Here is a 14,350-nt window from a genome sequence, read left to right as displayed (position 1 = left end):
AAAATTTGATGCGTACTCAATGCTCGGTGTCCAGTTGGAAACCGTCGTGGTTGATGGAATGAACAGTTTCCTCATAATTGTGTTTTTTGTAGTATCTTCACAAAGAAAAAAATAGAGAAAGGTGTATCGCCTTTCTCTATTTAATTTTTATTTTATGTATAAAATATATTATACCAAATGTCCGATCCATTCTTCACGGTCGCCGGGGAGAAGGTCGATAACAGGAATTTCTACCATTGTGTAGCATCCCGGCTGTTGCTTCATCGAAGCACGTGCCACACATACTAGCACTTGTGCTGTCAGTGCGGGGTTATTGATGCGCATATTAAATTCGAACAACTGATTCTGTGTTTTGCCGGATACACCTTTGCGAGTGAGATTTACACCGTGACCCATATCCAATAGAGCGTCTACGCTCGGAACGAGTTTCACGTGTGTTTCATCATTCACGAAGTAAGGGTCTGCTTTGATGGCAGCAGCTACTTCTTCAAATTTATATCCGTCTTTCAGTTCGATATACACCATGCGGCGGTGGATTCCCGTGCCGGTAGGAATAGTCATGGAAAGAGCGGCTTTCACCCCGTCGATAGCTTTTACGGCTACTGTGTGTCCCATGCTCATACCCGGACCGAAGTTGGTGTAAGTGATTCCTTTCGGAGCAATCGCTTCGAGCATGGTGCGTACGATGGAGTCGCTTCCCGGATCCCATCCGGCAGAGATGATCGATACGGCTTTATGTTCTTTGGCCGCAGCATCCAGTGTGCGGCGTAAGTCTACGATACCGGTGTGGATATCGAAACTGTCTACCGTATTAATCCCCATTGCCAGATATTCTTTTGCATATTTCTCAACGCTGCGGGTTGGCGTGCAAAGAATAGCTACGTCTACATCCCCCAACTCTTTTATGTCCTTTACTACTGCATAGTTTGCCAACTCTTCCGGTTTGTTCTCTGCTCCTGCACGACGAACGACTCCGGCTATTTCGAAATCAGGTGCCGCCTGAAGCGCTTCCAGTACATAATGTCCGATGTTACCATAACCAACGATGGCAGCTCTTACTTTTTTCATTCTTTTCTTGGTTTTAATGAACAAATTTCTTTCTTTTGCTTGCAAAAGTAAACAATTTACTACTAACTTTGGTTCATTCGCTTTAATATTTTATTTTTTTTCACTAGCAGGCAATACCGGTCCGCATGAAAGCAAATCAGGGTGTGATGTGCTGCATCGAAAAAACTCTGTGGCCTCTGTGTCCTCTGTGGTGAAATTGTTTTATCTTTGTCCCTGTTATGATAGAATATATTAGAGGCGAACTTGCCGAACTAAGTCCGGCAACCGCAGTGATTGACTGTAACGGGGTGGGATATGCCGCCAATATATCCTTGAATACCTATTCGGCTATTCAGGGAAAGAAAAACTGTAAGCTATATATTCACGAGGCGATTCGGGAAGACGCGTATGTGCTTTACGGATTTGCCGAGAAGCAGGAGCGGGAGATTTTCCTATTGTTGATTTCCGTCTCCGGAATCGGGGGAAACACGGCACGTATGATTCTCTCGGCGCTCTCACCTGCCGAATTGGTGAACGTAATCAGCACCGAAAACGCGAATATGCTGAAAACGGTGAAAGGTATTGGGCTGAAGACTGCACAACGGGTGATTGTCGACCTGAAAGATAAGATAAAAACGATGAGTGGGTCTGCCGGCGGAGGTTCTTCCGCAGGTCTGTTGCTGCAACCTGCCAATGCGGAAGTGCAGGAAGAGGCGGTGTCTGCATTAACAATGCTCGGTTTTGCTGCCGCGCCTTCGCAAAAGGTGGTGTTGGCTATCTTGAAGGAAGAACCGGATGCTCCAGTAGAAAAGGTTATCAAACTGGCTTTGAAACGTTTGTAGTATGAAGCAACAGAAAATTTATATGCAGGCATGGCTGGACGCTCACGGTCGTGTAAAGGTGGTGAATACGGATAAATGGTATCTGGATTTCGCTAATCAGCTATTGCCATTGGTGGCTGAATCTTATATATATGGTGGGAAAGACATGGAAGAAGACCAGAAGCAAGTGGCTCTGACGTGTGCCTTATACTTGGAAGATTGCGTGGCAAACGGAGGAAATTGGCGTCAATTTATCCACTGGCATCAGGAAAACTACGGACGTTACCTGCCTTTCTACACGTTGACGGACGAATATCTGCCGGACGAAATCAACCGTGAAGATGTTGTTTTCCTTTTGTGGGCAATCAATTCACCGGTCGGTGATGATTTTGACGGAGTGGAGAACCCGATGGATGCAGATTTGCTGGAGTTTGCAGATGTATTATACAACCGTTTGGATGCTGCGTTCGAATTGGCTCCTATCAGTGATTACCTTGCGACGGATTGGCTGCTGGAAACGGAATTGATGCAAAAGAAGCGAATGCCTCTGCCGATAGCTTTGCCGGGAGAAAAAATGCCTGCCAACGTTGAGCGTTTCCTTGAAGCAAGTAAAGGTGAACCGCTTTTGTACTTCGACTCTTACGATGCGCTGAAATTTTTCTTTGTGCAATCATTGAAGTGGGAGGATGAAGAAGATTCTCTGTTGCCTGATTTAAAAGAGTTTGATAACTTCGTGGTTTTCGCCAATCCGAAAGGTCTGTTGATCGGTCCTGATGTGGCCCCATATTTTGCGGACAAACGCAACCCGCTCTACAATGCTGAACTGGCAGAAGAGGAAGCATACGAACTGTTTTGTGAAGAAGGTTTGTGCCCGTTTGATTTGTTGAAATATGGAATGGAACATGAGCTGTTATCGGAAGCACAGTTCCCGTTTGAGAATGGAAAGGAACTGTTGCAGGAAAACTGGGATTTTGTGGCTCGCTGGTTTTTGGGCGAATATTACGAAGGAGAATAAGAATCAGATATAAGTACTGTTTATATAAGTGTTGTCTATGCCAATCAAAAAAAGTAACAATCCCTTTCGTCGGAAAGACAAAGTCCGCAGCCGGTAAAAAGAAGACAACCGGAAAACGGGTTGGAAAATCAAAACGGGAAAAGGCTAATAATCAATTGAATAGAAGGGTAAAATAAGGATGTGGAGGATACGCCGTTTTTGCTTACCAGGCTACGCCGTTTTATGATGGCAGACTACGCCTTTTCTCCATACCAGGAAACGCCTTTTCTTCCGCGCAGAGAATAAAGAGGCTTATTATACATTTGACGGGAATAGTTGTCGTTTATGAAAAATAACAACTATTCCCGTCAGTTTTATTGTTGACCGATGTTTTTTTCTGCTAAATAGCTTCTCTTTTGACGGTTTTTAGTTAAATGGGAATATAATTCAGACAGAAGAACAAAAGAACAAAAAATAAAATAGCAGTTCAATAAGCAACAAAAATAATTTTCAAAGCGCAGCCTTTATGTTCTTTTGTTCTTATGTCTAAAAATAAAAAAATCATTTATCTCATTTCCGCACAGATCGTTTTCTTTTTGCCAAATGGAGTTTCCTTTTTATTAATCGGTAATTTCCTCCTGTGCTTTCCGTTCTTTTTTCTTATTGATAAATCCGATTTTCAGGTTAGCTTCCTCTTGTTCTTTTTTAATCTGTTCCATTGCAGAGAGGATTTGCGCTAATTCATAAACATTGGCTGCGGCTAGTCGGTCGGTGGGACTCATCGTTGTTTTATAGGTACGGTCGCCCATATATTCCACACGGATATTTTTGTCTTTATTGAGATGTAGGAATTCGATTACATTACCGTCTTCTCCCAGTTTGTAATCAGCTTTTTCTATTTTCTCGTTCATATCGGTCGTTTCGTAGCTGTCTTTGGAGCTTGGAGTCTCGGCAAAACTGCCGTCAGGAGCAATCACTTTCACTTTGTTGTGGTGGATATTGCCGGCACCGCAATAGATAGAGGTCATACTCATGATGCCTTGCTCGTTCACTTGGAAGCGGAGGTACGAACGGTGCATGTTTTTCTCAATGGTTTGTGTAGGCCAGAGGTAGTTGCCTACTTGTTGATATTCGGCATCTTTTTCTAGTGTGAATTTGTCTTTGATGGCGTTGAATTCTTTCGTTTTTGCCTGAAAGGCGCTATCCAGATAAGCAAGCGTTTTTTGCTGTGTCTTTGTTTCAACATCAAGCATCAGTGCCTGTCCCGCCTTACGTGCTTCGAACGCTTTGGGATACAAAATCTTGATACTGTCAATTTGCAACTTAGCTTCTTCATAGTCGCCACGTTCGTAGGCAGCCTTGGCAACCATCAGTTTTTCATTGGCTTTTTTCTCAAGGCCATTTCCGCAGGCAGCTAATGCCAGCGTACCACAAAAGAGGATAATCAGTTTTTTCATCACAAATTCTATTTACTAGTTTTATTATTTACATGAATAAGCAGTGTCCGTTTGTCATTCACTGTTCATCGTTCTGTTCTTCATTCACTTTATTAGCGGCAAAAATACAAATATATCCCTTATTTTTGTAATTTTGTCCCCTCAAAACTTATAACTAAAAAGAATGATAGAGTTGACTCAAGAGGAATTGAAGCAGCATTTTAGCGAACCCATCTTCGGACAGATAGCCGAAACGGCCGATGCGCTCGGCATGGAGTGTTATGTGGTAGGTGGCTACGTTCGTGATATTTTTCTGCAACGTCCCTCTAAAGATATAGATGTAGTAGTTGTAGGAAGTGGAATTGCAATGGCAGAAGCTCTTGGAAAACGGTTGGGACGTGGTGCTCATGTCTCTGTTTTCAAGAATTTCGGGACAGCACAAGTAAAATACAGAGGTACGGAAGTAGAGTTTGTAGGTGCGCGTAAGGAGTCTTATCAACGGGATTCGCGCAAACCGATTGTTGAAGACGGTACGCTGGAAGACGATCAGAACCGTCGTGATTTCACGATCAATGCTCTTGCTGTATGTCTCAATAAGGCACGTTTCGGCGAACTGGTAGACCCGTTCGGAGGCATGGAGGATATGAAGGAAAAGACAATTCGCACTCCGCTCGACCCGGATATCACTTTCAGCGATGATCCTTTACGCATGATGCGTTGCATCCGTTTTGCTACGCAACTGGGCTTTTACATTGACGATGATACTTTCGAATCGCTTTGTCGGAATAAGGAACGGATTGAAATTATCTCCCGTGAACGTATTGCGGACGAACTGAATAAGATTATTCTGTCTCCGATTCCCTCAAAAGGTTTTATTGATTTGGAACGTAGCGGTTTGCTGCCGTTGATTTTCCCGGAATTTGCTGCCTTGCAGGGAGTGGAAACACGGAACGGACGTTCGCATAAGGATAATTTTTATCATACATTGGAAGTGCTGGATAATATCAGCAAGAAGACTGATAATCTTTGGTTACGCTGGGCTGCTTTGCTGCATGACATTGCCAAGCCTGTCACGAAACGTTGGGAACCGAAAGCGGGATGGACGTTCCATAATCATAATTTTATCGGTGAAAAGATGATTCCGCATATCTTCCGCAAGATGAAGTTGCCGATGAATGAGAAGATGAAGTACGTGCAGAAGCTGGTTAGCCTGCACATGCGTCCGATTGTTATCGCGGATGATGTGGTGACAGACTCGGCTGTACGCCGTCTGCTCTTTGAAGCGGGAGATGACATTGACGACTTGATGATGCTCTGTGAAGCGGATATTACTTCCAAGAATATGGAACGTAAGCAGCGTTTCCTGAATAACTTCCAGTTGGTTCGACAAAAACTGAAGGATTTGGAGGAGAAAGACCGTGTCCGTAACTTCCAGCCACCCGTGAGTGGAGAAGAAATTATGGAGATTTTCGGTTTGGAACCTTGTCGTGAAGTCGGTGTTCTGAAAAGTGCTATAAAGGATGCTATCTTGGATGGAGTGATTCCGAACGAATATGAGGCTGCTCATGCTTTCATGCTCGAGCGGGCTAAGAAGATGGGGCTGACGCCGGTGCGCTGATAGAAGGACGGAACAGATATATTATAGTATTCAAACACAGGTTTATACGAATCAGTAGTTGAATTGGAGTAAAACTGTACTGAAATGAACTAAATGATAATTTTGCGGGGTGCCCTGAAAGGGCTTAATTATATAGCGTAGGGCAACGCCCTACGTAAAAACGGCAATCTGAATTTGCGCCCTGAAAGGGCATAATTGTATACGGTTCCGCCCTTTCAGGGCTTGTGGCTGATGTGTTTTTTTCGTAGGGCGTTGCCCTACGCTATATAATTAGGGATATTCAGTAAATGTTCCTCTTTCTAAAAAATCAAGAGAAAAGCTTTGCTTTACGGGTTCTTCGTCAAATTTGGTGGTAATCTCTTTTTTATTTCGATGGTTTTCCTCTTCTTCTTTCTTAATCCTATAAAAAGTTGTAGATATGTTTGCTTTTTAGTAACTTTAAAGACACCACATCATTAAGAGTTACAATGCAACAAGCCATATCTACAACGTACAAATATACATCAAAAAAAGAAAATCCTCCTACAAATAGGGGATTATTCCATGATTTCAGATTCAGTCCTGGCTACGATAATCTGCAACAAGATGGTATCTCTGAAGCTGTTGGTTCATTGACGGTCTTTTTACATACGGCTGGCAAGGGGGCTTCCTGTCCTTATTGCGGACATTTCAGTCACCGATTACACAGTTATTACTCCCGTCATATTCAGGATCTTGAAGTTTACGGTCATACTTTGGAGTTAGTCATAAAGGTTGGCAAATATTATTGCGAAAATGTTTCTTGTCCGCGAAAAATATTCTGCGAACCGTTGTCTTTTCTGGCTCGTCGGTATGGTAGACGGAGCTATCTTGTTGAGGAACGCATCAGATCGATAAGCTTGGAACTTACTTCCCGAAAGGCCTCTTCTCTTTTGCAGCTGTTCCATATAACGGCCAGTAGCTCTTCCTGCTTACGCATCCTACAACAGTGCGGGCAACATAATCCTATGCATAATAAAAGTATTTATGTAGGTATTGATGATTTTGCCTATAAAAAAGGTAAGGATTATATGAGTGTGGTCGTAGACCAGATGACACACATGCCTATTGCTTTGTTAGAGGATAGAAACGGAGAAGCGCTTGATAACTGGCTCACCCGGAATCCTCAAATACAATATATAACGAGAGACCGTGGAAGATGTTTCACAGAGGCTATAAACAGAATAACCCCTGGTGTTACACAAATCTGCGACCGGTTCCATCTAACCAAGAATATGACGGACACGATGATACCGGAAATAGAGAAAATGATTCGTCAGACCAAGCAAAAGCTCAAATACGAATATCCTGACAGAGACACGGCTTCTTCGTTAATTCTTCAGGACATATTTAACATGGGAGATGTCCGACACAGAGAAAAATTGAAGATATACAGGGAAAGCCTGAACTTAAAAATGCAGGGGATGACCATTGAGCAGACAGCCGCGCATTTGGGCAAGAAAAGTCGCTACATTTATAAGCTCATTCACAACAGGAGAATAGGGGCATACTTGAATGAGCAACAGAAGACAGCTCTTAAATATGTATCCGAACTGGCTACAATCATTAGTGCGGGCTGTATTACCCGAAAAATATTGGCACAAAAAATGGGGAGTAAAATCAGTGGCGCACTTATTGGAAGGATAACATCCAGCTTGCGAAAAATGTATCAACAAAAGAGGAAGGAAGTCAAGGAGCATAATGAGAGCATTGAAAACGGAAGTAAAACACAGAGAGTTTCACAGAATCAGATACGCAAATACATTCTAAAGGGAGAATCGGATAATCCTAAACTAGCGGAACTATATAAGTCCTCACCACAGATTAAAGAACTCTTAAGCGTGTGTCAGAATTTCAGAGATATGATTAATGGGAACACTTATGATAAGGATATTAGAAAGTGGATTGAAAAAGCGAAGGCAACACGGAATATGGCACTGACGAACTTTGCATATGGTATTGAAAAAGACTGGGAGGCAGTACAGGCAGCTATTGATATCCCCTTCAGTAACGGATTACTGGAGGGGACAGTGAATAAAATTAAAGCGGTAAAAAGGCAGATGTACAATAGGGCAGGAAGCAAACTACTGAGAGCCAAGATTCTTTATTCACAATAGAAGAAGTACCACCAAATTTGACGAAGAACCGCTTTACGTGAGCTTTTCTCTTGATTTTTTCGTTCAACTCTCCCAGTCTTCTATCTTTTTTGTAGAATATTGTTTACATATTCTTATTTTTTCCTTCCCACCCATGCATTATGTACATGTCTTTTTTAGGGGAAGTTAAAACCTCTCCTGTTTTTCCTGTTATTTTAGTTAGATTATGCTGCCTTTCTTTTTTTCTTTTCGACCTTTTCTATCATACATACCGCATTGGCTGTATGTATCCCAAAGAAAATCCAAAGTACTTCCGTTTTCCTGTTTCTAGCTTTTATCCTGGCCAGTGAGTAATGTTGTTTCTGCGTTCCAAAACTTCCTTCCAGGCGGGTAGCTCTTTCACGGCTGAGTTCCGACCGTAAGATTTTCCGAAGCGGCTCATCTTTGGCAGCTCTGCCCTTACGCTTAAAGGAAGTACTTATATGATATTTTGTACAAAATTTCCGGTTGGCATTATTGGCATAGATTGAATCCGCCGCAAGCGCCTTAACCCTAACCCCGGTCAGTTGTTGTTGCAGATGAATACAGTCTTTCAAACGTACTCCTTCGTTAAAAGCCTTAAAGGAGATATGTTCTATAAAGGAGATTCCGTCTATCTGTATATTGTTGACTTTGGCTCCGAATTCAACGGATTTGGTTTCCTTGCCTCTGATAATGGGGCGAAGGTAATGCCGGTCGATACTCACGATACGGTTGGACACTTTTTTGCCTGCAAATAAATTCTTCCCTTGCTCAAGGACTGTCTGTATGACCGAGAAACGTCTTTGGTAATCAGAGGATAGTGTAAGCCTGTTCCTGTAGGATGAATGAAGCAGCTCCAGCTGGTCAAGTAACTTTTCCAATAACTGAAGTAACCTTCGTGTAAGCATACGAGTCTGTGATTTCCTGCGTTTACGCAGTTTGCTATAAGCAAGATAGGCACGGCGTACATCAAGATACTTGTTACGGGGACGTTGTATGTGCAAGGTCTGGCAATGTTTGCACAGATGACGATGAAGCCATACAATACCTTCCCATAAGAGTTTGGTATCAGTAGGGAAACGCAGATGACTTTCATAACAGGTGGCATCGGTCATACAGACATGAAGGTTCTCAAGATAAGGTGTCCAATGCTCGGCAAGAATGAGCTGGAGGGACTCAACGTCAAGGCGATCCGCTAGTTCCTGACGAATTGCACTAACGATTTTAGGATTGGTTAGTGGATGAAGCGGATCAATCTGAACACCACAAAATAACTGGTAATGAATATTACCGTTTAAATGCTCAATCAGTTGTGCATCGGAAAAGTTGGTATAGGACTTCAAGACCATCAAGGCTATTTTACCTTCGGGAGAAAAATAACTTTTACGCCCAAAAGGAGAGGACTTCAAATGCATTTGTCGGGCCAGTTCCGAGAAAGGGAACAGAGAATGGAGGCGACCTAATTCACTCGTTGCAAAACTTTGACGATATTTTTTAAGCATATCGAACTCGGTAAAACCTAAACAAGGTTCGATTTCTGAGATTTTTTGTATCTTTACCATGTGTTTTTATTTTTAATTACCCCCGTTTTGGCCGTCAAACCGTTTTTTGGGGGGAATGCTTAAAGATACAAAAAAGGCAACTAACTCGCAATGAATTAGTTGCCTTAAATTTTATTATTTTAGGAATATCCCTAATTAAGCCCTTTCAGGGCACCCCAATAAATATATAATTGTAAGGCTTTCAGCCTAACTGCAAAATTCTCATTTAACTGCTAAATTCCCATTTAATTAAGAACTGTACTGAAATGAATGAAACCTTGCTTTCTAACTGCTGATTACTCATTATTTCTTTATCCGTACGTTTACTGTTTGGGTAGCGTCACCGAGAAATATGGATTGGGCGTATGTTGTTCGAAGATGATAGCTTTCATCTTTTCTACAACGTCCGGATGTTGGAGTGCTATATCAGTATCTTCGTGAATGTCCGTTTTTAAGTTGTAGAGGAACGGTGTTCCTTTTTTTACCACCATCTTCCAATCGTCCATGCGTACGGCAATCTGGTCTGTTTCATCAAATTCCCAATACAGGAAATCATGTTTCTTTTGCTTTTTCTTACCCAGCAGTGTGGGAGCAAAAGAAATCCCATCGAAATAATCGACTTCTTTTTCTTTATTGCCATATTTCTTTTCGTAGTCCTTGATGCCGATCACTTCGCAGAATGTAGGCATTAAATCATAAAAAGCACAGATGTGATCGTTCACTTTACCTGCTGGTATGTGCCCCGGCCAACGCGCGATAAACGGAATACGTATTCCTCCTTCATGACACTGGCGTTTTAATCCGCGCAGCTTTCCGTCTCTGCCGAAGAAAGTAGGATCGGCTCCGCCTTCTTCGTGAGGGCCGTTGTCACTGGAGAAAATAACCAATGTGTTTTCGTCCAGCCCTTTCTCTTTCAGCTTTTTCAGGACTTCACCCACGTAATAATCCAGCCGGGTAATCATTCCTGCAAATTGAGCATGAGTGTGCGTAATAGCATTGTATCGTGAGCCTTCGCTTCCTTTAAACTCTTTGTCCGGGTTGAATTTGGCTTTGTATTCATTCAGGATGGAATCTTCCGGTTGAACGAGTTCCGCATGAGGTAAGGTGTAAGTCAATATGCCGAAAAACGGTTGTTGGTCGTCTTGTTGGTCCAGCCACTCCAATGCTTTCTGATGAATCATGTCGGCCGAGTATTGCGGACGTTTCTGGTAGTCGGGACCATACATCGGATATTTGATGTTTTCATCCATCACCACCCGCACCACTCCGGTGTCGCCCAACGCTTTACTATAACGGTTCAGGAAATTGGGATAGTAGAGATGAGCCTGAAATTGACAGATGTAACCGTAGTATTCATCTATTTCCCGTTTGTCGGGAGTAGAACGCGAGCCTTCATATCCTCCCGCCCATTTGCCGAACATACCCGTGGTATAGCCATTGTCTTTCATTATTTCCGGTAAGATTACATGGTCGGAATCATAAGGGTGTTGTCCTACTATCGAATATTCTTGGTTTTGCCCATACAACACGATCGGTACATTTTTCCAGTATTCTTTGTTGCCTCGCACCTCGCAGTGGCCTGAATGTTGCCCTGTCATGAATGAAGCTCTGGAAGGCGCGCTGACGGGACTGCCGGCGTATGCCTGTGTAAAACGCATACCTTCATTCGCCATCGTGTCTATATGAGGGGTGCGGATAAATGGTTGACCGTAACAGCCTAAATCTCCATATCCCATGTCATCGCAGAGAATGAAAAGAATATTGGGTGGAGTATTTGATTGGGGCGGTGTAGTGTTTTCCGGTGCTTTGTTAGTGGCTGTTGCAGCGCAGGTAACAGTGGACATAAGGGTTAGAATGAAAGGTTGTTTCATTGTTTTTGGGGGTTAAGTGTGTTATTATTAGTAGAAAAAGATGTGTCCGGCAAAGAACGGACACATCTTTTTCATCATCTGTTTAACTTAATTCAATGATTTCTTCATTGCAGTTCGTCAGCTTTTCTATTCCTTCATTGGTTACTACCCAAGAGTTTTCAATACCTACGGGGCCTACACCCGGAATAACGATTTTCGGTTCGAGGGCAAAGACCATGCCCGGTTCTAATTGTTGTTTCATGCGGGGAGCCAATACCGGAGCTTCATTAATTTCGAGTCCGATACCGTGGCCGATAAACTTGGCTTGTTGCCCTGTTCCCATAAATTTGTCGGCAAATCCGGCTTCTTTGGCTATTTCGGCAGCTGTGTCGTAAAGCACTTCACAAGCAATGCCCGGTTTGGCGATGGAAGCAATCTTTTCCTGAATATCCAAACAAACCTGATGGGCGGTGTAAGCCTCTTCGGGCAGCTTTCCTATTGAGAATACACGGCTCATATCGTTCATGTAGCCGTTGAAGTTACCTCCCAAGTCCACCATAACGCTCTGACCTTCCTTTAGCGGAGTTTTATTTGCTCCTCCCGGCAAAGCAGGATCAAGTCCCTGTCCACCTAAAGCAAAATCATAGGGCGAGGGGTATCCGGCATTGTCTCCGGTCAGTACGCTACCCATGAATATTTCCATGCTGCGTCCGAATACCCGGAAAATTCCGAGGCAACCTTGCAAGCGCATCAGGCGTTCTATTTCAATGGAAAACTCGATGTCCGTCATACCGGGGCGATATACGCTTGGAATCTGCTCGTATGCCTTGGCGTGGGCAATGCCCGAACGGCGGAACATCTCAATTTCTACAGGTGTTTTTACGCTGCGTGCCTGACGAATCAACGGGGTGCCATTTACAACTTCTGCTTCCGGAAACAGGCTGGCCAGACGGCAATATTCCGTATAAGGGAGCTCGTCACCTTCTAACATCAGTTTGGTTGGCATCGGCAATCCTTGTTCTTTCAACAGGTCAACGATTTGTTCCGGTTTGCGAATCGAGAACGAATGTTCTCCTGTGATATTATTAGGGCGTTTGAAAAACAATAGTGCAGGCGAATGAAGGGGGAGGTAAAGATAGCCACTGACTACACAGCCATACGTGTAAATTAAATTTGCATTACAAGTGATAAGTGCGGCGTCAATGCCCTGTGACACCATCAGACTGCGAATCTTGTCACGGCGAAATTTCAATTCGGGTTGTAGCATTTTTTATTTATTACATGATTATTAATTACAAAACTATCAATGGTAAATTATTAGTTGTGAGTTATTTATCTGATATAACAAATTCACAAACCATTATTTAACCTATCATGCCACAAAGATAATTAATTCCAGCGAAAATATTGTTAATCTCAAAAAAATAGCGCTACCCGCGTCCTGTCACAGGAGGCGAGCAGCGCAAACCACAAATACAAATACAACTAAACAAAGTCTTCTAAATAACGCCTTGTCCCATCATTGCGTGAGCTACTTTCATAAACCCGGCAATGTTGGCACCCTTCACATAATTAATGTATCCGTCGGGTTCCGTGCCGTACTTCACGCATTGTGCATGGATGCCGTGCATGATTGCATGGAGCTTTTCGTCCACTTCGGCAGCACTCCAGCTTAGGTGCATTGCGTTTTGAGACATTTCCAGACCGGAAGTGGCAACACCGCCTGCGTTGACCGCTTTACCCGGAGCATACATTGTCTTATGTTCAATAAAGAGGTCGATTGCTTCGGGAGTACATCCCATGTTGGAAATTTCTCCGACGCAAAGTACGTCATTTTTTATGAGATTTTGAGCATCTTCTCCATTTAATTCATTCTGGGTAGCACAAGGAAGCGCGATGTCTGCTTTCACTTCCCACGGGCGCTTGCCTTCTACAAAGGTAGCATTCGGATACTGTTCTGCATAAGGGGCAACAATGTCATTACCCGACGAACGAAGTTCGAGCATATAGTCTATCTTTTCGCCGCTGATACCATCCGGATCGTAGATATATCCGTCCGGACCGGAAATTGTAATCACTTTGGCACCCAGTTCGGTAGCTTTGGTAGCTGCTCCCCAGGCGACGTTGCCAAAACCGGAAATAGCGACTGTCTTACCTTTTATGTCAATACCTTTTGCTTGTAGCATCTGATTTACAAAATACAGACCACCGAAACCGGTAGCTTCCGGGCGAATCAACGAGCCTCCGAATTCTAATCCCTTGCCGGTGAATGTGCCTGTAAATTCGCGAGTCAGTTTCTTATACATACCGAACATATAACCTACTTCACGTCCGCCTACGCCGATATCACCGGCTGGTACATCCATATCCGGTCCGAGGTGACGCCATAACTCCAACATAAAGGCTTGACAGAAACGCATAATTTCAGCATCACTCTTACCGCGCGGAGAGAAATCGGAACCACCTTTTCCACCACCCATAGGCAGCGTGGTCAGTGCATTTTTGAATGTCTGTTCGAAACCGAGGAACTTCAGAATGGAGAGATTGACGGAAGCATGGAAACGGATACCGCCTTTATAAGGACCGATTGCATTATTGAATTGTACACGATAACCGAGGTTGGTCTGTACCTCGCCTTTATCATCCACCCACGTTACACGGAAAGTGAAGATACGGTCGGGTTCTACCAATCTTTCTATGATTTTAGCTTTTTCAAATTCAGGATGTTGATTGTATATATCTTCGATAGAAAGAAGAACTTCCTTCACTGCTTGAAGATATTCAGATTCACCGGGATGCTTAGCCTCCAAAGAGGACATGATTTTCTGGATGTTCATGATACTATGTTTTAAAAGGTTAATTCTGATAAAATGTCAACTAATTCACTGCAAATATAGGAATTTTTTTC

The 14,350-nt window shown here is 43.2% G+C and carries 10 protein-coding genes; 4 read left to right on the top strand and 6 right to left on the bottom strand.

The features are described 5' to 3' along the window. Positions 1 to 168 precede the first annotated feature (168 nt). The gene (locus INE92_RS13565; RefSeq protein WP_055236482.1) at positions 169 to 1,068 is read right to left on the bottom strand and encodes a diaminopimelate dehydrogenase; all 900 of its coding nucleotides are present in this window, start codon (positions 1,066 to 1,068) and stop codon (positions 169 to 171) included. Positions 1,069 to 1,286: 218 nt separating this feature from the next. Here INE92_RS13565 and ruvA point away from each other — a divergent pair, with 218 nt between their 5' ends. Together ruvA and INE92_RS13555 are read left to right on the top strand one after the other, a co-directional pair. Further along, a complete protein-coding gene (gene ruvA / locus INE92_RS13560) occupies positions 1,287 to 1,889 on the top strand; it encodes a Holliday junction branch migration protein RuvA (RefSeq protein WP_015531464.1) in 603 nt (200 codons plus the stop codon). Position 1,890: 1 nt separating this feature from the next. Further along, positions 1,891 to 2,883: a DUF3843 family protein gene (locus INE92_RS13555; protein WP_015531465.1), complete on the top strand. Its 993-nt coding sequence runs from the start codon at positions 1,891 to 1,893 to the stop codon at positions 2,881 to 2,883. Positions 2,884 to 3,482: 599 nt separating this feature from the next. Here the strand turns inward: INE92_RS13555 and INE92_RS13550 are convergent. Beyond that, positions 3,483 to 4,319 carry an outer membrane protein assembly factor BamD gene (locus INE92_RS13550; protein WP_008024733.1) on the bottom strand — a complete coding sequence of 279 codons (837 nt, stop codon included), beginning with the start codon at positions 4,317 to 4,319 and terminating at the stop codon, positions 3,483 to 3,485. A gap of 163 nt (positions 4,320 to 4,482) precedes the next feature. Between INE92_RS13550 and INE92_RS13545 the strand changes: the two genes are divergently transcribed. Both INE92_RS13545 and INE92_RS13540 read left to right on the top strand, forming a co-directional pair. Further along, the gene (locus tag INE92_RS13545) at positions 4,483 to 5,916 is read left to right on the top strand and encodes a CCA tRNA nucleotidyltransferase (protein ID WP_055236484.1); all 1,434 of its coding nucleotides are present in this window, start codon (positions 4,483 to 4,485) and stop codon (positions 5,914 to 5,916) included. Positions 5,917 to 6,383: 467 nt separating this feature from the next. Beyond that, positions 6,384 to 8,051, top strand: a complete 1,668-nt coding sequence (locus INE92_RS13540; protein WP_203462761.1) for an ISL3 family transposase — start codon at positions 6,384 to 6,386, stop codon at positions 8,049 to 8,051. Between the two features lie 203 nt (positions 8,052 to 8,254). Here the strand turns inward: INE92_RS13540 and INE92_RS13535 are convergent, their stop codons facing one another. The 4 genes from INE92_RS13535 to gdhA all read right to left on the bottom strand — a co-directional run bounded on the left by INE92_RS13535 (position 8,255) and on the right by gdhA (position 14,279). After that, positions 8,255 to 9,613: a transposase gene (locus INE92_RS13535; RefSeq protein WP_172725346.1), complete on the bottom strand. Its 1,359-nt coding sequence runs from the start codon at positions 9,611 to 9,613 to the stop codon at positions 8,255 to 8,257. 302 nt (positions 9,614 to 9,915) lie between these two features. Continuing rightward, on the bottom strand, positions 9,916 to 11,463 hold the full coding sequence (locus tag INE92_RS13530) for an arylsulfatase (RefSeq protein WP_118196000.1): 1,548 nt from the start codon (positions 11,461 to 11,463) through the stop codon (positions 9,916 to 9,918). Positions 11,464 to 11,545: 82 nt separating this feature from the next. Beyond that, positions 11,546 to 12,709, bottom strand: a complete 1,164-nt coding sequence (locus tag INE92_RS13525; RefSeq protein WP_015531469.1) for a M24 family metallopeptidase — start codon at positions 12,707 to 12,709, stop codon at positions 11,546 to 11,548. A gap of 232 nt (positions 12,710 to 12,941) precedes the next feature. Continuing rightward, positions 12,942 to 14,279, bottom strand: a complete 1,338-nt coding sequence (gene gdhA, locus INE92_RS13520; protein WP_004317267.1) for an NADP-specific glutamate dehydrogenase — start codon at positions 14,277 to 14,279, stop codon at positions 12,942 to 12,944. Positions 14,280 to 14,350 lie beyond the last annotated feature (71 nt).

It is taken from the genome of Bacteroides xylanisolvens, assembly GCF_018289135.1.
GTDB classification, from domain to species: Bacteria; Bacteroidota; Bacteroidia; order Bacteroidales; family Bacteroidaceae; genus Bacteroides; species Bacteroides xylanisolvens.
Note: the sequence above shows the minus strand (reverse complement) of the source record. Positions and strands in the feature narration are given on the sequence as shown.

What these genes read in the sequence shown, in the direction of transcription:
- INE92_RS13565 (WP_055236482.1), bottom strand. Translation starts at nt 1,068, where the DNA reads ATGAAAAAAGTAAGAGCTGCCATCGTTGGTTATGGTAACATCGGACAT.
- ruvA (WP_015531464.1), top strand. Translation starts at nt 1,287, where the DNA reads ATGATAGAATATATTAGAGGCGAACTTGCCGAACTAAGTCCGGCAACC.
- INE92_RS13555 (WP_015531465.1), top strand. Translation starts at nt 1,891, where the DNA reads ATGAAGCAACAGAAAATTTATATGCAGGCATGGCTGGACGCTCACGGT.
- INE92_RS13550 (WP_008024733.1), bottom strand. Translation starts at nt 4,319, where the DNA reads ATGAAAAAACTGATTATCCTCTTTTGTGGTACGCTGGCATTAGCTGCC.
- INE92_RS13545 (WP_055236484.1), top strand. Translation starts at nt 4,483, where the DNA reads ATGATAGAGTTGACTCAAGAGGAATTGAAGCAGCATTTTAGCGAACCC.
- INE92_RS13540 (WP_203462761.1), top strand. Translation starts at nt 6,384, where the DNA reads ATGCAACAAGCCATATCTACAACGTACAAATATACATCAAAAAAAGAA.
- INE92_RS13535 (WP_172725346.1), bottom strand. Translation starts at nt 9,613, where the DNA reads ATGGTAAAGATACAAAAAATCTCAGAAATCGAACCTTGTTTAGGTTTT.
- INE92_RS13530 (WP_118196000.1), bottom strand. Translation starts at nt 11,463, where the DNA reads ATGAAACAACCTTTCATTCTAACCCTTATGTCCACTGTTACCTGCGCT.
- INE92_RS13525 (WP_015531469.1), bottom strand. Translation starts at nt 12,709, where the DNA reads ATGCTACAACCCGAATTGAAATTTCGCCGTGACAAGATTCGCAGTCTG.
- gdhA (WP_004317267.1), bottom strand. Translation starts at nt 14,279, where the DNA reads ATGAACATCCAGAAAATCATGTCCTCTTTGGAGGCTAAGCATCCCGGT.